We start from the raw sequence: 24,774 nt of genomic DNA, 5'->3' as shown, positions 1-24,774 counted from the left end.
ATTATAAACAATTGGCTGGTTTGGGTACGCCAGCCAAACGGCTTAAATGACGTGCAACTAAACCAGTATTAAATCTTTCTTGTAATATAGTATTATTAATTTCAGGGTTCACTGTTTTCATTAAAAATTTAATTAAAGGTCGCGTTGAAGGGGAATGCCCAAATTGAGCATAAAACTGACGGACAGCCAGTAAAACTTCAAAATGCCATGGCGTTAACTCTATTGCTAAACTTTTTGCTAAGGTTTGAGCAACAGTTTCATTCCAGATTGTGTAATCAACTAAATGACCATCTTGATCAAGTTCAAGCATTAAATTTTGTTCCATATTCATAAATTAGCCTAAGCAAATTAAAATTCTCAAGAGTTAAACTGAGCTATCAAGGTTCGCACTATTTTAAACTTATGCTGCGTGTGAAGTTAAGAATTAAATCTGCAAATTGTGCATAGTGAATACACTGAATATGAGTAGGTAGGTTACTCACTAAAATTTCAGCATCATTTTCTAATATATAGATATTTTCTAAATGCATCAGCCGTTGATCCTCGGCAAAAAGAACAGAATCACCCATGAGAATAATGGCATCATGCATAGTATGTATTTGAAGCAGTTTATTGAGTGCTGCATCAGTATGTGCATAAGTCGATTGGACTAAATATAGGGTTTGATTAGATTTCATAATTTACTCAATTACCAATACAAAACATGATCAAAAGATTGAATGAATGCAGCATTAAGCTCGATAAACTCAAGTTCTTGTTGAGACTCTGTAACAAAGTGAGAATTCTTGTTCTTATGTTCGATGAGAATTGGTGTTAAGTCATAAAATTCAAAACTATCGACCATATTTGAGGCCACTTTAAAGGCTTGTTTTAAGTGATCAAAAGTGAGTTCTGATTTTAACAAACTTAGTCCAGCTTCTTGCAGCAAAACCTTAACTTCACTACCAAAGGTTGCAAGTACCATGGTTGCAGATAAGCTTTCATGCACTTGTAAGCTAGTCAAATTGGACTGAGTTAAAATAATGAGTACAGTTTTCACACAATTTACCTTTGAATTGCAACAATATAACTAGAATAACGACTTAGAATTGAATAAGACGCTCTGTAGATTGAACTGCATCAGCAAGTTCACCTAGACCAACCAGCTCAAAGCCTTGAGCAAGATTATGGGTGTGAATCTGATGACGTTGTGCATTCTCCTGATCTGTAATACCGCGTGCTAAAGCAGCACTTACACAGACAGGAAGTCTGACAGACAATTTTTGCCATTCTACAGTTAAATTTCGCTGATCATCCGGAACCCATTGCAAGCTATTCGCAACAGCAACAGCGTCTTGATAGAAGAACACGCGGAAATCTACATTTTTCGCTTTTAAAGCTTGGGCAAGACCCAAAGCATGCCAAGCATGGATAGAACTCGGTGTAGCGGTAATTAGTAATAAGGTACTCATTGAACTTCACTTGATGAATACACGGCAACTTAGGCGTGATTCAAACTTGATAACAAATAGGTAGTATACAATGATTTTGGTGACTGGTGGTTTAGGCTTTATTGGCTCGCATGTGGTTTTAAGCTTGCTTGCTCAGGGACAAGAAGTCGTCATTGTGGATAACTTAGCCAATGCGAACTTACAAGTCTTGGAGCGACTCGAGTATATAACGGGTATGTTTGTGCCTTTTGTTAAAATTGATGTGCGCAATACACCTGCATTGAATAAAGTGTTTGAGCAATATCCGATTGATGCGGTTATTCATGCAGCAGGTTTCAAATCGATAGAAGAATCACGACTTAAACCACTTGAATATTATAATGATAATGTAAGTTGTATTATGAGTTTGTTGCGTGCTATGCAACGTACAGGGATTCGTAACTTAGTTCATTTGTCTAGTTTAGCGGTGTATGGGCAATCTAGTTTAACCTTGAATGAAAATACACCCTTTAATTACACTTATCCAAATCCTTATATAAAATCTCAACAAATGATTGAAGCGATTATTGGTGATACTTTCCGGACGGATAATGAATGGCGAATTGCTATTTTACGTATTGCGAATGTTGCTGGTGCATTTGAACATGGAGTAATGGGAGAGTTGGTTCCACCGTTGCCTAAAAACATAGTGCCTTTGGCGATGCAAGTTGCTGCAATGCAACGTGATTCGATTGAATTACAAAATTATGTAGATACGACAGATAAAACAACAGAGCGAAGTTTTGTACATGTACTTGATGTTTGCGAAGCGATTCAAGCCAGTTTATATTGGTTACAACAACAGCATAATTGTTGTGAAAGTTTTGATATTGCTGGCGAAGTATCTTCTATCCAAAAATTACTTGAGATTGTTACATCCGTTACAAATAGTCGTATTAAAACAGTAGAAGCGGCGTATCAATTTGAAGAATTAGCACAAACGGCTTCAAATAGTAAAAAAGCTAAGGAACAATTGAATTGGCATTCAAAACGAGCATTAAAACAAATGATTGAAGATGAGTGGCGTTTTTATCAGAATACATTAAATTTCAAATAAATTGATAATGATAATTATTTACATTAATGGGTGGCTTGATTATCATCTATTAGGCTAGCGATTGCAAGTAAACGTTCAAAAACCGTGATCATCTTAATTAAAAAACTAGAGGTTGATATGCAAACACGTACCGAACATGACACCATGGGTGATGTTGAAGTTCCTAGTGACGCAATGTGGGGTGCACAGACTCAGCGGAGCGTGGAGAATTTTAAAATAGGCACGGAACGCATGCCTAGGCCAATGATTCGTGCCATGGGCTTGGTTAAAAAGGCGGCTGCTATTACCAATGCTGAATTACAGCAAATTCCGCATGAATTATCTCAATATATTGTTAATGCAGCGGATGAAGTGATTGCTGGAAAATGGGATTCTCAATTTCCATTGGTGGTTTGGCAAACAGGCTCTGGTACGCAAAGTAATATGAACTGTAATGAAGTGATTGCTAACATTGCCAATCAAAAATTAGGTAATGCTTTAGGTTCTCAGAAACCAGTACATCCCAATGATCATGTCAACCGTGCGCAATCAACCAATGATTCATTTCCAACCGCGATTCATGTGGCGGCAAGTTTACAAATTAACGAGTTATTAATACCTGCGGTTCAGCAGTTGCGTGACACTTTGAACCAAAAAGTTATCGATTTTAAAGATATTGTTAAAATTGGACGGACGCATTTGCAAGATGCAACGCCATTAACACTTGGACAAGAATTTAGTGGTTATGTTTCTCAATTAGATCATGGCATTAAACGCCTACAACAAGCTTTAGTTTGGCTGTATGAATTACCTCTCGGGGGTACTGCAGTAGGTACTGGTTTAAATGCTCATCTAGATTATGCAGAAAAAGCGGCTACAGAATTAGCACGATTGACTGGTTTACCTTTTATTACAGCACCGAATAAATTTGAAGCATTAGCTGGACGTGATGCTGCTGTATTTGCTTCAGGCTCGCTCAAAACATTGGCGGCAAGTCTAAATAAAATCGCCAATGATATTCGATGGTTGGCAAGTGGCCCTCGTTGTGGTTTGGGCGAATTTCATCTCCCTGAAAATGAGCCAGGTTCAAGTATTATGCCGGGTAAAGTTAATCCAACGCAGTGCGAAGCGATGACTATGGTGGTTGCCCAAGTCATGGGGAATGACACTACCATTAATATTGCGGGTGCTTCAGGTAATTTCGAGTTAAATGTATTTATGCCCGTAATAGGCTATAACTTGATTCAGTCCATTCAACTTTTGGGTGATGCCTGTAATAGCTTTAATGAACATTGCGCAGTCGGAATTGAACCAAACCGTGAAAAAATTGATTACTTCCTACATAACTCATTGATGTTGGTGACTGCATTAAACCCTGTAATTGGGTATGAAAATGCTGCCAAAGTTGCAAAAACTGCCTATAAGCAAGGTAAGACACTTAAAGAGGTCGCCGTGGAATTAGAATTGGTCACAGCTGAGCAATTTGATGAAGTCGTTCAACCTGAAAAAATGGTTCATCCTAATGCTAAATAAAGCTAAAGCATAAATTTAATCATCTGTTGAGTTGCATGACCTGCCAAAGTTTATGCTGATTTACCAACTTTAAGATTATTCATTTTAAAATGGATTGTGCATCTTTCAATGGTCATTAAATACAAGATTTGCAAACAGATGATTAGAGTTTAGTGTAATTTTTTAAATTGAAGAGCAAGTAAAAAAGTAGTGTTTAAAAAAGCCCTTTAGGGGGCTTTGAGTAATAATTAGAATAAAAAATGATTCATTTGGTCGTGGTCTAAAATTTGAACATATGATAAAAATATATTACTTAATTATAAAAATATTGGAAGTATTATGAAAATTAAGCGTTATTTATTTCTAATCACGGGGATGGTATTAACCCCATTCTCTTTTGCAAATAGCTTTATAGAAACATTCAAGGGAACACCTAAAATCAATTTAAATCTATATGTATTTGCAGCAGATGTAGATGGTTCGATTGGTAAAGGAAATATTAAATATGATGTAGATCAACCTTTCAAAGAGACTCTTAAGAACCTTGATCAATCTTTTATGGCACACATTGATGTGAGCAAAGGAAAATGGGGGGTATATGTAGATAAAAAAATTGTAAAAATTTCTCAGGAAAAAGAGTTAATGCAGCTTCCTATAGCTTTGAGTACTAAATTAGATCAAAGCAGTTATGGTATATATTTTCAAGCCTTTAATTCACCACAAATAACAAAAAAGAATCAAAATAAATTGATTGTTGAGCCCACCATTGGCATACATCACACTAAAGTAAATGCAAAACTTACGATTTTAAATAAAATTGCTGAAACAGATAAATCTTGGCATGAGTTTTATTGGGGGAGTCGATTTAAATATAATTTCGATTCACCATGGAATTTAGCAACTGAGATTACTTTTGGTACAGAAAATACTATCTCTGCTCAAACTTATCTAGGATATCGCTTGCCCATATTTAATCGAGAGGTAAACATAAGGGGTGGTTATCGCTATCTTAAACAGGACTATCATTCTAATAATTTTAACTGGGATATTAGGCAACATGGTCCAGTTATTGGTCTAAATTTACCTATTTTTTAAAAGGATAAGATAATGAATAAAACTCTAAAAAAAATGTTGTTTACTACGGGTCTTTTAATTGTTGGAGAGCTTACGATGGCATGTACTCGTGTTGTTTATCTTGGCGATAATGATGTAATGACCGCGCGTTCTATGGATTGGAAAAGTGATGTTGGGACTAATCTATGGATTCTGCCTAATAAAGTAAATCGTACGGGAATGTCAGGTCCTAAGTCGATTAAATGGACGTCTAAATATGGGAGTGTTGTTGCGACAGGTTATGATATTTCCACAACTGATGGTGTAAATGAAAAAGGATTGAATGCAAATTTACTCTGGTTGGTTGAGTCAGAATATCCAGAGATAAAAAATAACAATAAACCACAGCTGAGTATTTCACTTTGGGCACAATATGTTTTAGATAATTTTTCCACGGTTAATGAGGCAATTACAGCCTTGGAAAAAGAACCGTTTCTAGTTGTAACAGATGCGGTACCAGGTGAGAAGCGATTAGCAACATTACATTTATCTATTTCAGATGCTACAGGTGATAGTGCGATTATTGAATACATTAATGGAAAACAGGTAATTCATCATAATCGTGCTTATCAAGTAATGACCAACTCTCCTATTTTTGAACAACAGCTTGCTTTAAATAGTTATTGGAAGGCAATAGGTGGTACAACTATGCTACCAGGGACAAATCGAGCAGCAGATCGTTTTGCTCGAGCATCTTTCTATATAAATGCTATTCCTAAAAATACGTCAGCTGAACATTCACTCGCCAGCGTATTTAGTGTAATTCGAAATGCATCTGTACCATTTGGGCTGAATACCGAGGAAGAGCCTAATATTTCATCTACAAGATGGAGAACTGTAGTTGATCATAAACGTGGTCGCTATTTTTTTGAATCAGCTGTATCACCAAATATATTTTGGGTCGATTTAAATGATATAAACTTTAATGATGGTCAAACAAAAAAATTAGATTTGGGCGTTGATCAGGCAAAGGTATACGCAGGTAAGACTAATTTATCATTTGTAATAACAAAACCATTTACATTTTTAGGTAATTAGAAAATCTAAAAAATTATTTATAATGCTGTGTATTTTGTTCTCAGGCTGCACAGCCCATTCAATTAATATCAGTGTTAATGTCGGGATATGTGTGAAAGCTCTCTAAGTGAGGGCTTTGTTTTAGAGGATTTTAAAATGTATTATTCTTTTATTTTATAATTGGTTAGATAGTCAATAATAGAAAAATAATAGACTTCAACTTGTCTGTACAGATCTAATGGAAGCATTTTACAAATATTATGACTTGTAATGGTATTTTTATTGAATTTATGGGGTATCGCGACGATTTGCAGTTGTCTGGTTATTTCTTCAAGTTTTTCTAGATCTGAAGCAATTGAGTGTATCGTAAGTAGTGAGTTAAGTGTTTTTTCCATTATGTAACTAAATTTTAGATATAGCAGATAAGTGCTATCATCTTTAAAAACTGAATAATATTCTTTAAAAAGTAAATCTGCGGTTTTATGTGAGGAGTATAATTCATGGACTATTTTTAGATCAAAATCCACTAAGCTTACAATATCTTCATGTTGATATTTTTCACCAGCAATAATCACCTTATTCAAAATAGGGGCTATTGAAACTAAATCACTTCTTAAGATGGAGATAGTATTATTTAGATAGTTGTATTTAATTTGAGCATTGTGTTGTTCCTTCCAATCATTATAAAAGTAAAGAGCAACAAAAGCAGCAAAACATGTTCCTATCCCACCTAACACTGACCCAAATGCTGAAATTTTATTAAAATCAGAATCTCCAAAAAATTCGACACTCACAAATACAAGCATACTTATTAGATATAAATTTACAGTAAGGTACACCCAAAACATTGGTGATTTTAATTTCATATTATTTTACTATCCCTAACACTGGAATCATTCTAGGACCAGCCATTTTGGCTTTGCTCACAATTTCAACTAATTCATCATAAGTTAGATTAAATGAATCCTCGCTATCAAAAATATAAACCATATTTTTGCCTTTATGCTCTTCTGGTGTTTCTGGAATAAAGCGAGCAGGAATTAACTGTTGTGTTAGTTTTTCATCAGTTATTTTTAATGTTACCGTCAAATTTTTGCATAGATTGTAACTCTCTAAATATTGAATAAACTTGTAGAAATGAGCAAGTTAGCTTCTTGTTTAAACTAAATATCACTACCTAATTTTTTCTCAATAAAGCATTTAACAATAGCTTCAATTGCTGTATGAGCTGTTTGCTCAACTTCTTTACTAGTATAAGCAGAGTAACCCAACCAGAGCTACCCGAAAGTTGCACATCAAAATGTATAAAGCTTGTAGATGGATATTTGATTCATGCAGAGTGAATCTAGTCCGCTATGACTCATATCGTTGTGATTTTTAATACCTCAATTGGCATTGCATAAACTGTCATAATTGTTAAAATGCCTCTCTTTTTCTTTTCTCATTTTGTTTTAGTTTTGCATTTATTTTGCGAGCCTAAAAATAAAGCGATAAAAAACAGAATTTTACTTTAGGATCTTTTTAATGTTCGATATTTATTTAACTGATGTTCAGAGCCATGTTCAATTTAAAGATTATCCAGGTGAGCATCCAGTTAAATTCGTTTTAAGTTTTAAAAAGATTTTTCCAAGTGTCATGGAATTGCTTCTGCCTGTACTTCCAGATGATGAAAACTTGGATAATATGACTTGGGAATCAACCAATAAAGATTTTGAGATATTTAAGAAATTACTCAGCGGTTGGGGCATTATTGAACTTCGCTTACAAGCTATTCGCCAATTTAAAAATAAAGATTTTGCCGATCAAATGGTGAAAAAAGCACAAGTAAAACGTAAAGAATTTGCCAAGCAACACAAACTGTTAACAAGCGTGGAACTGGACTATTTATTTATGCATGAAATTCATGGTTTGATTGATGCAGAACTTATAGATTTAGGTGAAAAGTTTTATTTACCTGTATTACGTGATTTGTGGAAAAATGATGTATCTAGCAGTGTATTAAATGCAAAATTTTCATAATCACATATCGTCTTGAAATATCAATAAAAGGACAGAAATTCTGTCCTTTTATTTTGTTTATAAAAAGCAACGAAAAACAATCATAAAAATATTTTTTAAGTTTAAATCGCAGCTTATACTCATTCAATAATCAAAAACAGGACTTAACAATGTCAAATAACTTCCAAAGCTTGCTAGAAAATCGTCGTACCATTTATTCAATTGGTAAAAATGTCAAACACAGTACTGAAGCGCTGACTGAAATTATTGAAAATGCCATTATTCATTCGCCATCATCCTTTAACTCACAATCATCACGCGCAGTTTTGTTGTTTGGTCAGGAACATGAAGCTTTTTGGAAGGTGGTTTTTGAGAAGTTAAAAGAGTTTTTACGTGATGAAGAAGCAGAAGCACGAACTCAAGCCAAAATTGCAAGTTTTGCGGCAGGTGTAGGAACAGTATTATTTTTTGAAGATATGGACGTGGTTAAAATGATGCAGGATCAGTTCCCCGCTTATGCAGATAACTTTCCTGTTTGGTCTGAACATTCCACTGCTATGGCACAATTGGCAACTTGGACGGCTTTGGCTGAACAGGGTGTAGGTGCGTCGTTACAACATTATAATCCAATCATTGATGATCAAGTACATGCTAAATGGGAAATTCCATCGAATTGGAAATTACGAGCACAACTGGTCTTAGGTTCGATTGAAGCACCTGCTGGTGAAAAATCATTTATTGACAATGCGGTTCGTTTTAAAGTGTTTAAATAATTACCTTATGGTGTAGATAAAAACTAAAGAGCAGATAAATATCTGCTCTTTTTATGTTGATTACGTAATTATTAATAATTTAAGAAATTCTTAATAATATTCTCGCGGAGTATCGTATTTTCCCGAGTAAATATCCAAGAATTTTATGATATTTTGAATAATTGTTTAGAATTAGTATTTAATTGGAATGGTTTCAAGTTGATTAATTAAAATAATGGGGTTGATTTCTAGCATATAACTGAAATTTTTAGCTGTTTAAACTTTTATAATATCGCTGATGTGAATGCTATTCAATGTATAAATTATTTGAGTTATTAAAGTAACTTTTAACAACGTAATTTGCACAAAACAGACCACTTTGTTTTTATAACACAGACCACTTTTGTAATAAGAACATTTATATTAGAAAAATAAATTTATCTGGCTTCAATCCAACGAGGCAATCATGTCGCATAGTATTAACTTCGAATATCTTATCGATCTATTTGAATTTACTTCAATAAATAAATCCAAAATTTTACAGAGATTGGGACTACAATCAGTCGAAAATTTTGATCAGAGTCTAAATATTAGTCTGGCATTGAGAATGACTCAAACGGCACAGCATCAATATATTATTCAGACCTCAACGCTAGAAAATAGCCTAAGCTATTTATTTTCACCTTTTATTAATGCCATTCTCAATCAAAAAACAATCTATATCGCACCACGACAAAATATTGTTGAACATGTTTATGCTGAATATTTTCGTTTAGATGCACTTAAGTTGAATAAGTGCCAAACCTTAATTGAAATGGATATGGACTTAGATTTAGTCAGTTCAGAGTTTAATGCGACTGAATTCCGTATTTATGCTTTAGCAAAAGCATTACTTGATCCGAACTGTCAGCATATTTTTTTAATTGGGCAAAGTGGTTTAGATGCTGGTATTAAACAACAGATTGCAGAAATGGCCAAAATTAAAATTGATGAAATTAAAATCAGACAAGAGCATTTCAATTTAAATCTAATCGATTTCAAAACATTATTTTGGAAAAAGAAGTCAGAAGATAGTGCTGAACTATGTAAAAGCATTACTCAAGCCAATGCGCCGTTAATTAGCCAACAGTTCAATATGAAATTACACGATGCAGAGCGTCTTATTGATGACCTCATGTATAGCGAGCACCTATTGGAAAAACTATCGGTATTTGGTGAATTCACTGAAACTATTTTCAAACACACATTTAAATCTGAAAAAGAGGTCTATTCATGACTAAACCACAAAAGCCATTTCCCTATTTAGTCGTTGGTATTAGCCTATTATTAGGTTGTATGTTTTTAGGTTTTTTCTATTTAGCCGTGACCAATGAACCTGAATATATGCCATCTCAAAAAAGGGCTGCTGTTGCAACAACGACACAGAATAATCACTAAGACTTTAATTTTATATATAATCAAACGATGAAATGCCTTATTACGGTAAGGCATGAGATTTTATTCTTTTATCATGTAGCTATTTGGATTCGTAATGACACAAAATGAGTTTATCCAGTTACTAACGATACAGCTGGCTCAGATTCAGGAAAAGAAACTTAGAACTAAAATTTATTTAGCAATTAAAGCTATACTGCCACATCTTAAATTACAACAAGATTTTAAATGTCCATCTACCCGATTTTTATCTGAAAATTTAGGCGTATCCCGTGATACCTTGGAAAAGGTCTACGCACAATTAGAACAAGAAGGTTTCTTTCTAAGAATTAAAGGGAAAGGGACATTCATTTGTATCCAACAAGATTCCACAAAATTAATTCTAACGCCTACACATAGCTTAGAAGCTGATATCGATTATCAACTACCAGAAAATACAGAGAATTTAGAAAGCTTATTTTTTGATCAAAATTTAAATTTTTTTGCAGATGGCATGCCAGAAATTCGAAATTTCCCATTCCGAAAATGGTATGAAAATGAAAAAAATGTATTAAGCCAACAAGGTCTAAAGATCTTTTTGAAAGATAATGAAGCCGGTGATACGTTATTACGCGAGCAGATTACTCAGCTAATTAATTTACATCGCAATACAACTATTTCTCCAGATCAAGTACTTATTGTTAATAGTACGCAACAAGCTTTGTATTTATGCGGACGTGTTCTCTTTAGCCCGAAAGATAAAATAATATTAGAGAATCCATACTATTCAGGAGCTTATATTTTATTTAAATCGATGGGCTTAGATTTGCATTGTGTCAATTTAGATGCTGAAGGTTTAAAAATCCAAGAATGTGAAAATATTGTTAATCCTAAAGCAGTATTTGTCACACCAGCAAATCAATATCCTAGTGGGATTCAAATGGGGGAGCAAAGAAAAAAAGAAATTATTGAATATGCGGAAAAAAACAATAGTTATATTATTGAAGATGACTATGATGCTTTGTTATTAAATAAGTCAAAAAATACTGCAATTTTAGGTTTAGACCCTTATCAGCGCACCATTTATCTTGGTTCATTTAGTAAATATATTTTACCCAGTTTAAGGCTATCTTATTTAGTGGTACCTAAAGCTTTAGTTGAGCCATTTAAACGCTATAGAAACTATATTGATGGCAGTGCACCGTCTAAATATTTTCAGGTGTTACTCGCAAATTTTATGCAAAAAGGACATTATTTTGAGTATTTAAGGCAAATGCAACATCTATATTTGCAGCGATATCAATATTTTATTCATTACTATCATCTGTATTTAGCTGATTTTTGTTTAATTAAAGATCATCACCCAAGTATGCAAATCGCCTGTTATTTTAAAAAAGAAATTCCTATAAGTTTAGAAAGAGCATTGGTGAAAAGTGCTGAAATAAAAGGAATTGCATTAACAGCACTCAGTCAATTTTATGAGTTTGATATTGAATATGGGTTTGTACTGGGTTTTTCATCTTTAAACCATACAGAAATTGGGCTCTGTATGGCTCAATTACGAGAACTTATTCAAAATGAATTGGCTCGTTTGACTTAGATAATCGAAATAAAAAAGAATAGCTAGAGTTCCTTGTAATTCATGCTATAGAAATTTATTTATTTTGTTTACGGTAAAGGCTAGGGTGTATAGGGCGGCTACTGTTCCATAAACCTTTTTTCTGCTTTTTGGCTTTATCTTGCAGTGACAGCATATATTGCAGATATTTTTTATCTTTGATGTATTCCTCATATACCCAAGCCGCACCGCGTTTGACCATCTCTTCATTCATGCTTTTACGATAGCGGTAAATCACCCCCACGCAGCGCCCATAACGGTCAATATCGGTAATTTTTACCCGTACCCATTTTTTGTGCACCATACTTTTAATTAGGTGTGCTGACTCTTTGCCATAAGCTTGACTCGATTCTGGTGCATCGACATAGGCAAAACGTAATTTGGTTTCTGAGCGTCGGAAGTTTAAGCGGTGACAGGTGAGGGTATCGCCATCACTAATGGCAGTGACACGGCAATAATAGCTTTTCCCTTTTTTAAACGGCTTAAAAAAAGTACTTAAAAATGTATAAATTTTACGGAAAATAAATAAAAAAATTAGACAACAGATGAAGCCTAAAACCATAAGCGAAACAGGGGAGAGATTTGCCAACATAAAAGAGAACTTTGTTGAAATTAGTTTGAAAAATTCAATCTAAATTCAACAATAAAAAGAGAGAAATGAAGTATCAGTTTAATTGAAATCGCGGAAAATAAGCGCTGAATAAATAAGCAAATAGTGCTGTAAGCATGATTAATTAAGAGTTTTGCCTATTTAAGCAACAAATTGAACGTGTAATAAAGCTCAAGGACAATAAGCAAAAAGAATGAAAAATCTTCATTCAAAATAGCCTAAGCAAATTGAGCAACCACACATAAATAGCCTAAGCAAAAATTTCTAAGATTTCACTTCGTAAAAACTCATGTCTTGCATTTTCCTGCAAATCTTTATGCCAATACATCCCTATATTAATATTCGGCAGTTCTACAGGTACCTCAAAAATATTTAAACATTCTGCCATATGTAAATGAGCAAGCATATTCTTAGGAATGGTCAAAATGACAGCGGCTTGTTGCGCTAAAATTTGTAAAGCTGTTGAATAATGTTGACAGCGTAAAAAAATCTTCCGAGAAAGTTGTTTACGGTTTAAATAAATATCCTCAACCAGTACACCTGTACGTCGCGAAGAAACGCCGATATGTGGCAAAGCAAAATAAATTTCAGCAGTCATATTTTTCTGCTGAGTACAGACGACAAATTGGTCTTGTACCAATTTTTTAAATTGAATTTTATCGTTAAAATTTTGTTCTAAATCAATTACAAAATCGATTTGTTGCGTAGCCAGATCGGTTAGCACATTCTTACGATCTAATTTAATACTGGAAAATTGCACCTCTAAATTAAGTTGATGAAAATGCTCAACCAGTTTCGGAAAAATAATCGGTTCAATTTCATCATGAATCGCAATTTTAAGTGTCTGTACCATGCTTGGGTCAAAGTTTTGCTTTTGTAGAGAAATACTTTGAATAGCAAACAAAGCATTTTTAATGACAGGATAAATCCGTTCAGCAAATGGTGTCGGCAACATCTGACTGCCAGCACGAATAAATAAATCATCCTGCAAATGTTGTCGTAGTCGTTGCAGGGCATGACTGGCTGCTGACTGACTAATGCAGAGTAACTGTGCAGATTTAGAAATACTTTTCTGTTCAAAAATAGCAATAAACAATGGATATAAATTGATATCAATTTTATGAAAGACAGCCATGTCTAAGACATCTTTATGATGAATATTATTCATAGTGAAGTATGGAATTAAATCATTTTATTCATAATAGTTTTCAAGTTATGTTGTTGTAAAGCGAAGTTAGCATAATATTTTAAGGGATCATGAGATGTTTGAATTATCAGCACGTGCGCAAGATTATATTGAACGAACCAAAGTCTTTATAAAAAATGAAATTGAACCGATTGAAACAGATTTTTGGAATGAAGTTCATGAGCTAAATCAAGGTGGTAATTGGACGAAATGGCAATGGCCCAAACAGATTGAAGATCTAAAAGACAAAGCTAAAACCGCGGGGCTTTGGAATATGTTTTTGCCCGATGCTGAATTAGGTCAGGGCTTATCTGTTCAAGAATATGCACATATTGCCGAACTTACAGGACGCAGTTTAATTGCTCCAACCGTGTTTAATTGCAATGCACCTGACAGTGGTAATATGGAAGTATTGTGGCATTACGGTAGTGAAGCACAAAAACAACAATGGTTAATGCCACTATTAGATGGAAAAATCCGTTCAGTATTTTGTATGACTGAACCTGAAGTTGCTTCAAGTGATGCGACCAATATGCAAGCGACAGCAGTCGTGGTTGGTGATGAAATTGTCCTGAATGGTCGTAAATGGTGGTCGTCAGGTTTAGGTGATCCAAACGCAAAAATTATTATTTTTATGGCACATACACCAGACGAAACCAAAGATCGTCATCATCAACATTCTATGGTTTTAGTTCCTATTGAAACGGTAGGTGTGAAAATTGAACGTATGTTGCCTGTATTTGGTGATTATGATGCGCCACATGGTCACGGCGAAATTAGCTTCGATAATGTTCGTGTGCCTGTGAGTAATTTTATTGGTGGTGCAGGTCAAGGTTTTGAAATTGCTCAAGGACGTTTAGGGCCTGGACGTATTCACCATTGCATGCGTTGTGTTGGCGCTGCGGAAAAATCGTTAGAGTTGATGATTGACCGTGGTATGAGCCGTACTGCTTTTGGTCAAGAAATTCTTAAACTGGGTGGTAATTTAGAACGTGTTGCAGAAGCACGAGTTGCGATTGATCAAGCACGCTTATTAACTTTGTATGCTGCGTATAAAATGGATACTTTAGGCAATATGGCCGCTTTAACTGAAATTTCAGCCATTAAAGTAGTTGCGCCAAGTGTGCTTGAAAAAGTGGTCGATATGGCCATTCAAATTCACGGCGGTGCAGGGGTTTCACGCGATACACCACTAACAGGTTTCTTTGCTCAAGCACGTAGCCTACGTTTAGCCGACGGCCCAGATGAAGTGCATAAAGGTATGATTGCTAAACTTGAATTGGCAAAGCGCGGGTATGGCTCACGTCGTAAGTAAGATTAAAAATATAAATGATGCTCAATGAGACCTCTTACAATTTTGCTTAAATTTTTATGTTTATGCACGAAAGTTAAAAAGGTATAAATAAAGTAAGAAGTCTTTTTAAAATTGAAGATTTAGGGAAAAAATCATGTCAGTAATTGATGTTGGCGGAAATGTCCGTGAAGGCGAAGAACTTGATATCGTTGCGGTAGAAAATTGGCTCAAAGCACAAGGTGTTGATCTACAAGGTCAAGTTGAAGTGACTCAATATTCAGGTGGTGCTTCCAATTGGACTTACCGTTTAAAATATGACAATACTGATTTAATTCTGCGTCGCCCACCAAAAGGCACTAAAGCTAAATCGGCACACGATATGGCGCGTGAATATCATGTACAAAAAAATCTGGTACCTTTTTATTCAGCACTGCCTGAAATGGTTGCACTGTGTCAAGACGAGTCCGTTATTGGCTGTGATTTTTATGTGATGAAACGCATCAAAGGCATTATTCCTCGTGCAAAATTACCACCTGAATTGCAATTTGATGAAGCCGATGTACATCAACTGTGTATTAATTTTTTAGATAAACTAATTGAATTACATCAAGTACCTTTTCAAGGGACTGAACTTGAACAATTAGGCAAAGGCGACGGTTATTGTCGTCGTCAAGTCGAAGGTTGGGATGCTCGTTATATAAAAGCCCATACCATCAATGTACCTTCATTTAAGTATGTACGGAAATGGCTACATGACAATATCCCCGCAGATTCTAAAACCTGCATTATTCATAATGACTGGCGTTTGGATAATGTGATTTTAAATCCACAAAATCCAACTGAAGTGATTGGTGTGTTAGATTGGGAGATGGCGACTTTGGGTGATCCATTAATGGATTTAGGTTCAGCTTTGGCTTACTGGGTAGAAGAATCAGACAATCACATTTTCAAGTCTACGCGTCGTCAACCAACCAATTTAAAAGGGATGTTTACGCGTCAACAAGTGGTTGAATATTATTTAAATAAAACAGGTTTACAGACTGAAAATTGGACTTTTTACGAAGTGTTCGGTGTTTTTCGTTTAGCCGTCATTGCCCAGCAAATTTACTATCGTTATTACCACAAGCAAACTGATAATCCAGCGTTTAAAGATTTTTGGATTATTATTCATGCTTTACATATCCGTGCCTTAAAACTTATTGGCAAACAAAAAATAGAAGCCAATGAAATTGCACAAAAATATATTGAAAAATTTAAGGAAATTTTACCAAAATGACTACAATTTATCTCATCCGTCACGGGCAAGCTTCCTTTGGTGCAGAAAATTATGACAAACTTTCCCCAAATGGTGAATTTCAGGCAAAGTTATTAGGTCAGTATTTTGATAAGATTTTAAAAGAAGAACCCTATGTCGTGGCGGGTTCTATGCAGCGCCATCAACAAACAGCAAATTTAGCTTTAGTAGAATGTTTTCCAGAAGCCAATATCGTCACTGATCATGCTTGGAATGAGTTTAATCATCAACAAGTTTTTTCCCAATATGAACCACGCTTTAATCAACCACATTTACTTAAAGCAGATGTAGAGAAAGAAACGAATCCACATGCTTATTTAGCTAAATTTTTTGAAGGTGCGATTGAACGTTGGACGGGGGGTGACTATCACCATGAATATGATGAGTCTTGGCCCGATTTTAAAAACCGTGTAGAAACAGCTCTGCAAAATTTAAGTGATGAACTTGCAAAAACCAAGCCGCGTTATGCGGTGGTCTTTACATCGGGTGGTGTGATTTCAGTCGCAGCAGGTAAATTACTTGAGTTAAATGCAAATCGAACTTTTGCTTTAAATTTGGCAATTACCAATACCAGTATAACTACGTTACGTTTGGTTGGAAATGAACCACAACTTCTGAGTTTAAATGAACATCATTTTATAAAAGCCGAAGATCCTCAATTACTGACATGGATTTAATTTTAAAAAAATAGGAAAAATAGACCGCATGGCAAAAACAATTTTAATTACAGGTGCCAGTTCTGGTATCGGTGCAGGAATGGCGCGTGAATTTGCACAGAAAGGCTATAATCTTGCAATTTGTGCACGTCGTTTAGAGCGTCTTGAAACTTTAAAACAAGAACTTGAAAGTAAATATGGCATTAAAGTCATCGCAAAAACTTTAGATGTGACTCATTACGATCAAGTGTTTGAGGTGTTTAAAGCATTTAAGGCAGAATTCAGCACGATTGACCGAATTATTGTCAATGCAGGTATTGGTAATGGTCGTCGTATTGGTCAAGGACATTTTGACATTAATAAAGTAACCGTTGAAACCAATTTTATTTCTGCATTAGCACAAGCTGAAGCCGCTGTTGAAATTTTTCGCGAACAGAAATTTGGACACTTAGTCATGATTTCATCAATGAGCGCAATTCGTGGTATGCCAAAACATTTAACTGCTTATGGTGCCAGTAAAGCAGGTGTTGCTGCATTAGCTGAAGGTATTCGAGCTGAGTTAATAAATACTTCTATTAAAGTATCGACTATTTTCCCAGGATATATTCGTACTGAAATTAATGAAGGTGCTAAAAAATTACCTTTTGAGGTAGATGTGGAAACTGGCTCACGCTTACTGGTGAGCGCGATAGAAAAACAACCCGTGAAAGCATATGTACCACAATGGCCGTGGTTGCCACTTGGCTTGGCAATGAAAATATTGCCATTAAAATTAGTGAATAAATTAAGTTAATTGATTATGTATGAATCGTTATTGTGACAAAGACTCAAATGAGTCTTTTATCTTTATCAGCGTTGAAAACTGTATAATTTAAAATATGATGATATGGAAAATCTAAATGAAGTATTTTTTTGCTGTACTTGGTTTTGCTATAAGTACAATTTTAGTGTTCTCCGCAAGATACGTATATTTCACCTTAAATAATTTGTGTAATACATTGCAATGTAACTTAGATATTACAACAAGTTATATTGTTTCTTATAGCATCCTAATTCTAATGGGTGCGCAAATGATGTACTTATATTATCAAGATCGAAATTATTGGCGTTTAATTAATTTCTTGGGAATATTTGGTTTTGCGTACTTTATAACAACAATGATGTAATAAATTACAGATTAGGTTAAATATGTTCTTAAAATTGTCGACCATTGCCTTACTTCCTGCATTAATAATTCAAGGCTATCTGGTCAAGCAAAAGATACCACATTTACCTGAACCTAAAGGATCCCGTTCAGGTGTAATTGGTCAAGGTCAGCCTTTATCTATGCTTATACTTGGAGATTCCGCAGCAGCAGGCGTGGGTGTTCAATCTCAAGATCATGCTTTGTTGGGTTCTATTTTATCTGAATTAAAACATCAGTTTCAAATCAGCTATCAATTGCAAGCCAAAACGGGTGATACCACTATTCAAGTGATTCAAAAAATGCAGAATATTCCACATCAAAATTTTGATGTGGTGATCACCTCCGTTGGTGTAAATGATGTGACTAAACTCATCGATCCACAAAAATGGATTAAACAGCAACAATTATTTTATGCTGAAATTGAACAACGCTTTACACCCGAATTAGTTTTGGTCACTGGCGTGCCGCCCATGAATTTATTTCCAGCATTGCCCAACCCAATTTCGTGGTTATTTGGGCAGTATTCACAACAAATGAATTATACCTTAGCGAAATTTATTCAAAGAAGAGCAGCGTATCAATTGATTCAGTTTGATTTAGCAAAATTTAAATCTTTAAATTTAGATATGGCAGAAGATGGTTTTCATCCAAGTCAGGAGATTTATCAGCTTTGGGCGAAACAATTGGCTGATAAAATTCGCCAAAATTTTTCAGATAAAATACTCATGAATGAATAAACAATTATGAATGATACCGAATTAAAAATAGAGACTCATCCATTACAACCATTTCTTCCAGCTCATGCTAAATTATTAATGCTGGGAAGTTTTCCACCACCCAAAGCACGCTGGAAAATGGATTTTTATTATCCTAATTATCAGAATGATATGTGGCGAATTTTTGGATTAATCTTTTTTGAGAATAAAGACTACTTCTTAGATCTAGCCAATAAAAAGTTTAAAGAAGATTTGATTCGCAATTTTTTAATTGATAAAGGCATTGCAATTTTTGATACAGCCTATCAAGTGATTCGTTTAAAAGAAAATGCTTCAGATAAGTTTTTACAAATTAAAACTGCAACCAATTTATCTAAACTTTTAGCTCAAATTCCGTTATGTCATAGCATTATGACCACTGGAGATAAAGCAACGGATACGTTAATGCTTTCTATGCCCGAAGGAACTCATAAACCGATTATTGGTGAGTCTTCAAAGGTATCTTTTATGCAGCGTGAAATGACATTATATCGAATGCCTTCTTCATCTCGAGCTTATCCTTTGGCTTTAGATAAGAAGGCAGAAGCGTACCGTAAATTATTTAATCAACTCAACTTTTAGAAATAAGCTTACTAATCGTAAGCTTTATAGTGATCACGCAAATTTTTTCGCCATCGCAACACAAATAACCACAGCAATAGAAACACAGATCATAGCCGTACTAACATGCTCACCGAGTAAAAGTGCAGATAAAGAGAGTCCAATGAAAGGTTGAAGCAATTGTATTTGTCCAACTTTAGCAATTCCACCCAAAGCTAAGCCTTTATACCAAAAGAAAAAGCCAATAAGCATACTAAATATAGCAACATATAACAGTCCTAGCAGGGATGCTGTTTTGACCTGATCAAAATTTACAGGGTAATAATACAAACTAAATAAAAGCATAAATGGTAAAGCGATCACTAGCGCCCAGCAGATAACTTGCCATCCACCCAATTCCTTTGAGAGCTTTCCACCTTCGGCATAACCTAAACCACAGAAAATAATGGATAAAATAATATATAAATCACCTATAGAGGGTCTATGACGCTGTCCATTAAACAACATAAAGCTCATCACAAAACTACTGCCTAACAACGCAAATAACCAAAATTTTAAACTTGGTTTTTCTCCCGTACGTACTACGCTAAAAATTGCAGTTGAAAGTGGAAGTAGCGCAATAAAAATTAACGCATGGGCTGAGCTAATCGTTTGTAAAGCTAATGCAGTAAATAATGGAAAACCAATCACAACCCCAATTGCGACAATAATTAAAGATCCAATCTGCTGCAGGTTTGGTTTAATATTAGAAAAAATGATTAAGCATATTAGCCCAAGAATACCCGCAATAACTGCACGTGCGCCTGTAAGAAATTCAGGGGTAAAGTCCATCACAGCCATTCGAGTTGCTGGCATTGACCCTGCAAAAATAACGACACCCATTAAACCATTTATCCAACCTAAATTTGTTTTGTCCATGATAAAAGACTCATTGTATTTATGATGATTAAACGGTAATAACGGTTTATTGAATATAGACAATGCAATACAGTTTAAAGAAACTGTTATGCCTTAAATACCAGTACAATTTTAAAATTTGAGTCAATTTTGAGTCAATAATGCGTAAAACTAAAATTGAAACTACGATTGAAATAATTAAACTGCAAATCAGCAATAAGCGATTAACAGCGGGCGCTCGCTTACCGTCTGTGCGTCAAAGTGCAATACAACTTGATTGTTCCGTATCGACTATAGTTGAAGCTTATGCACGATTGGTTGCCGAAGGAATTATTGAATCACGAATCGGAGCTGGCTATTTTGTATTAGGTAAAACCACGCAAGTTACTTTGATTGACACTGAAATTAAATATCATCGAGAAGTTGATCCTTTATGGATTTCTAGACAATCACTTGAGGCAAAAACAGAAATTTTAAAACCTGGATGTGGATGGTTACCAACACATTGGATGCCAGAACACAGTATTCGTAAAGCATTGAAATTGGTTTCTAAATCTGATGCGAATATATTGATGGATTATGCAGCGCCACATGGACATTTGGCTTTGAGACAATTAATTATCCGTAAAAAAGAAGTCTATGATTTAAATCTTCATCCTAATCAAATACTCATTACTGATTCAGCAACACAATCGATTGATTTAATTTTTAGATTATTGCTTCAAGCAGGTGATGTCATTTTAATTGATGATCCTTGTTATTTTAATTTTCAAGCACTCATCCAAGCGCATCATCTACAGGCCGTTGCGATTCCCTTTACCGAAACAGGTCCAGATATAGCTCAATTTGAACAGGCTCTTACATTCAAACCTAAAATTTATTTGACCAATTCTGGAATTCATAACCCTACTGGAGCGAGTCTATCTCTTCAAACAGCATACCAAATTTCAAAGTTGGTTGAACGTGCCAATGTATTCATTATTGAAGATGAGATTTTTGCAGATTTTGAATATGCTCCCGCACCAAGATATATCTCTTTCGTAGGGTTGAATCATGTAATACAGATTGGCAGTTATACAAAAACCTTATCGGCTTCAGTACGTTGCGGATATATCATCTCTCATACAGAAAACATTGAAAAACTCATAAATTTAAGAATTGCTACAAATTTTAGTTCTAGTAATTTAAATGCAGAAATTACGTATCAAGCTTTAATGGACAGTAGCTATCCTAAACATTTGGATAGCTTAAAGAAGAAACTACTCAAGGTCAGCAATGAGTGTATTAAAAAATTAGAATTACTCGATATTCAGCCATGGATCATTCCTAAAGCGGGTATTTTCTTATGGTGTAAATTGCCAGAAATGATTGATGCATCTGAACTGTCCAAACTGTGTTTAAAACAAGGCGTCATTCTTGCCCCGGGCAATGCCTTTAGCCAATCTAAAGAGGCCAAACACTTTGTCCGCTTTAATGTGGCACAATGTATTGATCAGCGAATTTTTGAGGTACTACAAGATGCATTACAGGTATTAAAAGACCAACATCAATCAATGAACCTAGTAAATTTAAATAATTAAAATTTAATCTTTTAATACGTCATACCAATGTCATTACATCATCCATTCAATTGGTAGGTAAGAAATACTGTACATCATAAAGCGCTGAAAACGGGTTGTTTTCGGATCCACTGTATATTCAATCATTTTGCCATTGTGTTGATGATCTAACCAAATAATTTGATGATGCTCATTGAGTTTTAATTCATAAGCAACTGTCAGCAAGGTTTTATCGAGTAAATTTGAAATTTGTTCTTGCAACTGATCAGATTTAACCACTAAACCGACTTCTGTATTTAAATTAAATGAGCGGGGATCTAAATTAAAGGAACCAATAAAGACTTTGTCATCGATATCAATAAATTTAGCATGTAAGCTGGATTTATTTTTTCCTTTTTTCGGTATGACATTACCGGTCATGACTTCATACCAAGTACGACGCTTTCGTTCAATATAGGGTTTAAACTCATAAAGTTGAACACCATTTTTGAGTAAATCAACACGATATTTCTGATAAAAAGCATGTACCACGGCGACATCATTAGCGATAAAAGAATTGGTTAAAACTCGAACCTTTACATTACGCTTTGGAAATTGACTAAGATAATGGGTTCCATTTTTTGTGGGTACAAAATACGCGGCAATGAGATCCATCTCTTGAGTGGGTTCACCCATATACTTTTGTATTTGATAAGAAATTAATTCATTTCCTTGCGCTTGGCCTAATGACTTTTTGGGAGAATCTGCTAAAAATTCGGCATGTGCCCAGTTGAGTTTATTGTAATGCAGTTCTTTGGCAAGTTCTTGCTGCTCTGCATTTACTTTCTCATCCGTTGGGTTATCATTATGTTCAAGCTTTTGATATTTAATGCGTAATTTTTTTAAATCTTTAGGTTCACCTTGACCAATAAATTGCTGAACTGGATAACTTAAAGAAAAATTCCAAAATTCTGAAAAAACATCGTTGGCTCGACTAACCGCAGTTCCAAAAAATAAAATATCCATGTCTGTAAATTGAAATGATTCGCTTGCATCAAAATATTCACTGCTAATATTACGGCCACCTGTAACGGCGATAGCACCATCAGCAATAATCAATTTATTATGCATACGATGATTGATTAGTTTCAGACGAAATAGATAATCAAAAATTCGAAATTTCCGAAAAGTATACGGATTATATAATTTAATTTGTATATTCGGATGCGTGCTGAGGGCTTTTAGTTGCTGATCAAGTTTATTTCCATTTTGGTCATCAATTAAAATCCGAACTTTCACACCACGGTCGGCCGCTTTTAATAACTCATGTAACATTAACTGACCAATGAAATCATCGGCCCAAATATAATATTGCAAATCTAAATTGTATTTGGCTTTACGAATAAGATGTACGCGTGCAGCAATACTTTGGAAAGCTTCGTTCATGGCCAAATAAGCAGTCAATCCTTGTTTTAATTTTGACTCAGTGTCGGGTTCACTGACCCAACCTTCAGAATGTGTAATCGTAGGTTCTTGTTGTTTAGATTGATTCATAGGCAGACTACATCCTGTTAACATAAAAACAGAAAAAATAACTAAAGTTGTCTTTCGATGTTTCATTGCGCTGTACAAAAATCTATCTTAGATAAATCATAACATTAGTTACAGCTTGAATCTGTAAAGTGAAAAAGGTTACTGTAGCTTAACTGTTAAATAAGCAAATTAATTTAAGGATAAAAGTCAAATGAAATCACGTGCTGCTGTTGCTTTTGGACCTGGTCAGCCTTTAGAAATTGTTGAGATTGATGTTGCACCACCGCAAAAAGGTGAAGTTTTAGTTAAAATCAGTCATACAGGCGTATGTCATACCGATGCATTTACGTTATCAGGTGATGATCCAGAAGGTGTTTTTCCTGCCGTTCTAGGACATGAAGGTGCTGGAGTTGTAGTTGAAATCGGTGAAGGTGTGACGTCTGTTCAAGTCGGTGATCATGTCATTCCACTCTATACTGCTGAATGTGGTGAATGTTTATTTTGTAAATCAGATAAGACCAATCTCTGTGTCGCTGTACGTGCTACTCAAGGTAAAGGCGTCATGCCAGATGGTACGACTCGTTTTTCGTATAAAGGTGAGCCGATTTACCACTACATGGGCTGTTCAACGTTTAGTGAATATACTGTAGTTGCTGAAGTGTCTTTAGCTAAAATTAATCCTGAAGCCAATCATGAACATGTTTGCTTACTGGGCTGTGGCGTAACCACTGGTTTAGGTGCGGTATCTAATACAGCCAAAGTACAAGCAGGTGATTCTGTTGCTGTCTTTGGTTTAGGTGGAATTGGTTTAGCCGTAGTGCAGGGTACCCAAAAAGCTAAAGCAGGACGGATTATCGTTATTGATACTAATCCGGATAAATTCGAATTGGCAAAAGAATTTGGTGCGACTGACTTTTTAAATCCTAAAGATTATGATCAACCGATTCAACAAGTGATTGTAGAAATGACGGGCTGGGGTGTTGATCATTCATTTGAATGTATTGGTAATACCAATGTTATGCGTTCTGCACTTGAATCAGCACATCGTGGTTGGGGGCAATCAGTCATTATTGGGGTCGCTGGTGCAGGTCAAGAGATTTCAACTCGTCCGTTCCAATTGGTCACTGGGCGTACTTGGAAAGGCACGGCATTTGGTGGTGTTAAAGGTCGTACACAATTGCCAGGAATGGTTGAAGAGGCCATGAAAGGTGATATCCAACTGGCTCCTTTTGTCACCCATACGATGGGATTAGATAAAATTAATGAAGCATTTGATTTAATGCATGAAGGGAAGTCTATTCGAACAGTGATTCATTTTTAATTTTTGATGTTAAAA

General features: G+C 35.0%; 27 protein-coding genes. 17 read left to right on the top strand and 10 right to left on the bottom strand.

The window, feature by feature from the left end; translation table 11 throughout:
- Position 1: 1 nt before the first annotated feature.
- The 4 genes from B9T28_RS09545 to tusD form a co-directional block, all read right to left on the bottom strand.
- Positions 2 to 310, bottom strand: a complete 309-nt coding sequence (locus tag B9T28_RS09545) for a TusE/DsrC/DsvC family sulfur relay protein (protein ID WP_434057134.1) — start codon at positions 308 to 310, stop codon at positions 2 to 4.
- A gap of 79 nt (positions 311 to 389) precedes the next feature.
- Complete coding sequence (locus tag B9T28_RS09540) at positions 390 to 677, bottom strand: DsrH/TusB family sulfur metabolism protein (protein ID WP_086203755.1); 288 nt, start codon at positions 675 to 677, stop codon at positions 390 to 392.
- An 11-nt stretch (positions 678 to 688) separates the two neighbouring features.
- A complete protein-coding gene (locus tag B9T28_RS09535) occupies positions 689 to 1,039 on the bottom strand; it encodes a hypothetical protein (protein ID WP_086203754.1) in 351 nt (116 codons plus the stop codon).
- Positions 1,040 to 1,082: 43 nt separating this feature from the next.
- A complete protein-coding gene (gene tusD, locus B9T28_RS09530) occupies positions 1,083 to 1,451 on the bottom strand; it encodes a sulfurtransferase complex subunit TusD (protein WP_086203753.1) in 369 nt (122 codons plus the stop codon).
- 70 nt (positions 1,452 to 1,521) lie between these two features.
- On the opposite strand from tusD, the gene B9T28_RS09525 reads away from it, so the two are divergent.
- The 4 genes from B9T28_RS09525 to B9T28_RS09510 all read left to right on the top strand — a co-directional run bounded on the left by B9T28_RS09525 (position 1,522) and on the right by B9T28_RS09510 (position 6,168).
- The gene (locus B9T28_RS09525) at positions 1,522 to 2,526 is read left to right on the top strand and encodes an SDR family NAD(P)-dependent oxidoreductase (RefSeq protein ID WP_086203752.1); all 1,005 of its coding nucleotides are present in this window, start codon (positions 1,522 to 1,524) and stop codon (positions 2,524 to 2,526) included.
- Positions 2,527 to 2,643: 117 nt separating this feature from the next.
- Positions 2,644 to 4,038, top strand: a complete 1,395-nt coding sequence (fumC, locus tag B9T28_RS09520) for a class II fumarate hydratase (protein ID WP_086203751.1) — start codon at positions 2,644 to 2,646, stop codon at positions 4,036 to 4,038.
- A gap of 318 nt (positions 4,039 to 4,356) precedes the next feature.
- Entirely contained in the window at positions 4,357 to 5,112 is a 756-nt protein-coding gene (locus tag B9T28_RS09515; protein ID WP_086203750.1) for a hypothetical protein, read from the top strand.
- A gap of 12 nt (positions 5,113 to 5,124) precedes the next feature.
- Positions 5,125 to 6,168 carry a linear amide C-N hydrolase gene (locus tag B9T28_RS09510; protein WP_086203749.1) on the top strand — a complete coding sequence of 348 codons (1,044 nt, stop codon included), beginning with the start codon at positions 5,125 to 5,127 and terminating at the stop codon, positions 6,166 to 6,168.
- Positions 6,169 to 6,308: 140 nt separating this feature from the next.
- Here the strand turns inward: B9T28_RS09510 and B9T28_RS09505 are convergent, their stop codons facing one another.
- Both B9T28_RS09505 and B9T28_RS09500 read right to left on the bottom strand, forming a co-directional pair.
- Positions 6,309 to 7,013 (bottom strand): hypothetical protein, encoded by a 705-nt coding sequence (locus B9T28_RS09505; protein WP_086203748.1) that lies wholly within the window; start codon positions 7,011 to 7,013, stop codon positions 6,309 to 6,311.
- Between the two features lies 1 nt (position 7,014).
- A complete protein-coding gene (locus B9T28_RS09500) occupies positions 7,015 to 7,236 on the bottom strand; it encodes a hypothetical protein (RefSeq protein ID WP_086203747.1) in 222 nt (73 codons plus the stop codon).
- Between the two features lie 435 nt (positions 7,237 to 7,671).
- Between B9T28_RS09500 and B9T28_RS09495 the strand changes: the two genes are divergently transcribed.
- From B9T28_RS09495 to B9T28_RS09480, 5 genes are all read left to right on the top strand, one after another.
- The gene (locus tag B9T28_RS09495; protein WP_086203746.1) at positions 7,672 to 8,166 is read left to right on the top strand and encodes a hypothetical protein; all 495 of its coding nucleotides are present in this window, start codon (positions 7,672 to 7,674) and stop codon (positions 8,164 to 8,166) included.
- 149 nt (positions 8,167 to 8,315) lie between these two features.
- Positions 8,316 to 8,918, top strand: a complete 603-nt coding sequence (locus B9T28_RS09490; protein WP_086203745.1) for a nitroreductase family protein — start codon at positions 8,316 to 8,318, stop codon at positions 8,916 to 8,918.
- A gap of 586 nt (positions 8,919 to 9,504) precedes the next feature.
- Positions 9,505 to 10,173, top strand: a complete 669-nt coding sequence (locus B9T28_RS09485; RefSeq protein WP_086203744.1) for a hypothetical protein — start codon at positions 9,505 to 9,507, stop codon at positions 10,171 to 10,173.
- Positions 10,170 to 10,334: a cbb3-type cytochrome oxidase assembly protein gene (locus B9T28_RS14825; RefSeq protein ID WP_143222610.1), complete on the top strand. Its 165-nt coding sequence runs from the start codon at positions 10,170 to 10,172 to the stop codon at positions 10,332 to 10,334. The genes B9T28_RS09485 and B9T28_RS14825 overlap by 4 nt, the downstream gene beginning before the upstream one ends.
- A gap of 94 nt (positions 10,335 to 10,428) precedes the next feature.
- Complete coding sequence (locus B9T28_RS09480; RefSeq protein WP_086203743.1) at positions 10,429 to 11,910, top strand: aminotransferase-like domain-containing protein; 1,482 nt, start codon at positions 10,429 to 10,431, stop codon at positions 11,908 to 11,910.
- A gap of 55 nt (positions 11,911 to 11,965) precedes the next feature.
- On the opposite strand, the gene B9T28_RS09475 is transcribed toward B9T28_RS09480, so the two are convergent.
- Positions 11,966 to 12,520, bottom strand: coding sequence for a thermonuclease family protein (locus B9T28_RS09475; protein WP_086203742.1), 555 nt, complete (start codon positions 12,518 to 12,520; stop codon positions 11,966 to 11,968).
- A 268-nt stretch (positions 12,521 to 12,788) separates the two neighbouring features.
- Positions 12,789 to 13,706, bottom strand: coding sequence for a LysR family transcriptional regulator (locus B9T28_RS09470; RefSeq protein ID WP_086203741.1), 918 nt, complete (start codon positions 13,704 to 13,706; stop codon positions 12,789 to 12,791).
- A gap of 94 nt (positions 13,707 to 13,800) precedes the next feature.
- Between B9T28_RS09470 and B9T28_RS09465 the strand changes: the two genes are divergently transcribed.
- The 6 genes from B9T28_RS09465 (at position 13,801) to B9T28_RS09440 (ending at position 19,491) form a co-directional block, all read left to right on the top strand.
- Positions 13,801 to 15,039, top strand: a complete 1,239-nt coding sequence (locus tag B9T28_RS09465; RefSeq protein WP_086203740.1) for an acyl-CoA dehydrogenase family protein — start codon at positions 13,801 to 13,803, stop codon at positions 15,037 to 15,039.
- Between the two features lie 133 nt (positions 15,040 to 15,172).
- Positions 15,173 to 16,294: a phosphotransferase family protein gene (locus B9T28_RS09460; protein ID WP_086203739.1), complete on the top strand. Its 1,122-nt coding sequence runs from the start codon at positions 15,173 to 15,175 to the stop codon at positions 16,292 to 16,294.
- A complete protein-coding gene (locus B9T28_RS09455) occupies positions 16,291 to 16,989 on the top strand; it encodes a histidine phosphatase family protein (RefSeq protein ID WP_086203738.1) in 699 nt (232 codons plus the stop codon). The genes B9T28_RS09460 and B9T28_RS09455 overlap by 4 nt, the downstream gene beginning before the upstream one ends.
- 28 nt (positions 16,990 to 17,017) lie before the next feature.
- Positions 17,018 to 17,761: an SDR family oxidoreductase gene (locus B9T28_RS09450; protein WP_086203737.1), complete on the top strand. Its 744-nt coding sequence runs from the start codon at positions 17,018 to 17,020 to the stop codon at positions 17,759 to 17,761.
- A 395-nt stretch (positions 17,762 to 18,156) separates the two neighbouring features.
- The gene (locus tag B9T28_RS09445) at positions 18,157 to 18,891 is read left to right on the top strand and encodes an SGNH/GDSL hydrolase family protein (RefSeq protein ID WP_086203736.1); all 735 of its coding nucleotides are present in this window, start codon (positions 18,157 to 18,159) and stop codon (positions 18,889 to 18,891) included.
- Between the two features lie 6 nt (positions 18,892 to 18,897).
- Entirely contained in the window at positions 18,898 to 19,491 is a 594-nt protein-coding gene (locus B9T28_RS09440; RefSeq protein WP_086203735.1) for a uracil-DNA glycosylase family protein, read from the top strand.
- A 33-nt stretch (positions 19,492 to 19,524) separates the two neighbouring features.
- On the opposite strand, the gene B9T28_RS09435 is transcribed toward B9T28_RS09440, so the two are convergent.
- On the bottom strand, positions 19,525 to 20,388 hold the full coding sequence (locus B9T28_RS09435) for a DMT family transporter (protein ID WP_086203734.1): 864 nt from the start codon (positions 20,386 to 20,388) through the stop codon (positions 19,525 to 19,527).
- Between the two features lie 140 nt (positions 20,389 to 20,528).
- On the opposite strand from B9T28_RS09435, the gene B9T28_RS09430 reads away from it, so the two are divergent.
- On the top strand, positions 20,529 to 21,947 hold the full coding sequence (locus B9T28_RS09430) for an aminotransferase-like domain-containing protein (protein WP_086203733.1): 1,419 nt from the start codon (positions 20,529 to 20,531) through the stop codon (positions 21,945 to 21,947).
- A gap of 33 nt (positions 21,948 to 21,980) precedes the next feature.
- On the opposite strand, the gene B9T28_RS09425 is transcribed toward B9T28_RS09430, so the two are convergent.
- Positions 21,981 to 23,459 carry a phospholipase D family protein gene (locus B9T28_RS09425; RefSeq protein ID WP_086203732.1) on the bottom strand — a complete coding sequence of 493 codons (1,479 nt, stop codon included), beginning with the start codon at positions 23,457 to 23,459 and terminating at the stop codon, positions 21,981 to 21,983.
- Between the two features lie 190 nt (positions 23,460 to 23,649).
- Between B9T28_RS09425 and B9T28_RS09420 the strand changes: the two genes are divergently transcribed.
- Complete coding sequence (locus tag B9T28_RS09420; protein ID WP_086203731.1) at positions 23,650 to 24,759, top strand: S-(hydroxymethyl)glutathione dehydrogenase/class III alcohol dehydrogenase; 1,110 nt, start codon at positions 23,650 to 23,652, stop codon at positions 24,757 to 24,759.
- Positions 24,760 to 24,774: the final 15 nt, after the last annotated feature.

Origin of the sequence: Acinetobacter silvestris, from assembly GCF_002135235.1 — a bacterium.
GTDB classification, from domain to species: domain Bacteria; phylum Pseudomonadota; class Gammaproteobacteria; order Pseudomonadales; family Moraxellaceae; genus Acinetobacter; species Acinetobacter silvestris.
Note: the sequence above shows the minus strand (reverse complement) of the source record. Positions and strands in the feature narration are given on the sequence as shown.

Excerpts from the sequence above, each read along its gene's own strand:
- B9T28_RS09445 (WP_086203736.1), top strand. The coding sequence starts at position 18,157 with ATGTTCTTAAAATTGTCGACCATTGCCTTACTTCCTGCATTAATAATT.
- B9T28_RS09515 (WP_086203750.1), top strand. The coding sequence starts at position 4,357 with ATGAAAATTAAGCGTTATTTATTTCTAATCACGGGGATGGTATTAACC.
- B9T28_RS09490 (WP_086203745.1), top strand. The coding sequence starts at position 8,316 with ATGTCAAATAACTTCCAAAGCTTGCTAGAAAATCGTCGTACCATTTAT.
- B9T28_RS09480 (WP_086203743.1), top strand. The coding sequence starts at position 10,429 with ATGACACAAAATGAGTTTATCCAGTTACTAACGATACAGCTGGCTCAG.
- B9T28_RS09510 (WP_086203749.1), top strand. The coding sequence starts at position 5,125 with ATGAATAAAACTCTAAAAAAAATGTTGTTTACTACGGGTCTTTTAATT.
- B9T28_RS09540 (WP_086203755.1), bottom strand. The coding sequence starts at position 677 with ATGAAATCTAATCAAACCCTATATTTAGTCCAATCGACTTATGCACAT.
- B9T28_RS09455 (WP_086203738.1), top strand. The coding sequence starts at position 16,291 with ATGACTACAATTTATCTCATCCGTCACGGGCAAGCTTCCTTTGGTGCA.
- B9T28_RS14825 (WP_143222610.1), top strand. The coding sequence starts at position 10,170 with ATGACTAAACCACAAAAGCCATTTCCCTATTTAGTCGTTGGTATTAGC.
- B9T28_RS09440 (WP_086203735.1), top strand. The coding sequence starts at position 18,898 with ATGAATGATACCGAATTAAAAATAGAGACTCATCCATTACAACCATTT.
- B9T28_RS09435 (WP_086203734.1), bottom strand. The coding sequence starts at position 20,388 with ATGGACAAAACAAATTTAGGTTGGATAAATGGTTTAATGGGTGTCGTT.
- fumC (WP_086203751.1), top strand. The coding sequence starts at position 2,644 with ATGCAAACACGTACCGAACATGACACCATGGGTGATGTTGAAGTTCCT.
- B9T28_RS09430 (WP_086203733.1), top strand. The coding sequence starts at position 20,529 with ATGCGTAAAACTAAAATTGAAACTACGATTGAAATAATTAAACTGCAA.
- B9T28_RS09460 (WP_086203739.1), top strand. The coding sequence starts at position 15,173 with ATGTCAGTAATTGATGTTGGCGGAAATGTCCGTGAAGGCGAAGAACTT.
- B9T28_RS09505 (WP_086203748.1), bottom strand. The coding sequence starts at position 7,013 with ATGAAATTAAAATCACCAATGTTTTGGGTGTACCTTACTGTAAATTTA.
- B9T28_RS09475 (WP_086203742.1), bottom strand. The coding sequence starts at position 12,520 with ATGTTGGCAAATCTCTCCCCTGTTTCGCTTATGGTTTTAGGCTTCATC.
- tusD (WP_086203753.1), bottom strand. The coding sequence starts at position 1,451 with ATGAGTACCTTATTACTAATTACCGCTACACCGAGTTCTATCCATGCT.
- B9T28_RS09420 (WP_086203731.1), top strand. The coding sequence starts at position 23,650 with ATGAAATCACGTGCTGCTGTTGCTTTTGGACCTGGTCAGCCTTTAGAA.
- B9T28_RS09425 (WP_086203732.1), bottom strand. The coding sequence starts at position 23,459 with ATGAATCAATCTAAACAACAAGAACCTACGATTACACATTCTGAAGGT.
- B9T28_RS09465 (WP_086203740.1), top strand. The coding sequence starts at position 13,801 with ATGTTTGAATTATCAGCACGTGCGCAAGATTATATTGAACGAACCAAA.
- B9T28_RS09525 (WP_086203752.1), top strand. The coding sequence starts at position 1,522 with ATGATTTTGGTGACTGGTGGTTTAGGCTTTATTGGCTCGCATGTGGTT.
- B9T28_RS09450 (WP_086203737.1), top strand. The coding sequence starts at position 17,018 with ATGGCAAAAACAATTTTAATTACAGGTGCCAGTTCTGGTATCGGTGCA.
- B9T28_RS09495 (WP_086203746.1), top strand. The coding sequence starts at position 7,672 with ATGTTCGATATTTATTTAACTGATGTTCAGAGCCATGTTCAATTTAAA.
- B9T28_RS09470 (WP_086203741.1), bottom strand. The coding sequence starts at position 13,706 with ATGAATAATATTCATCATAAAGATGTCTTAGACATGGCTGTCTTTCAT.
- B9T28_RS09545 (WP_434057134.1), bottom strand. The coding sequence starts at position 310 with ATGCTTGAACTTGATCAAGATGGTCATTTAGTTGATTACACAATCTGG.
- B9T28_RS09485 (WP_086203744.1), top strand. The coding sequence starts at position 9,505 with ATGACTCAAACGGCACAGCATCAATATATTATTCAGACCTCAACGCTA.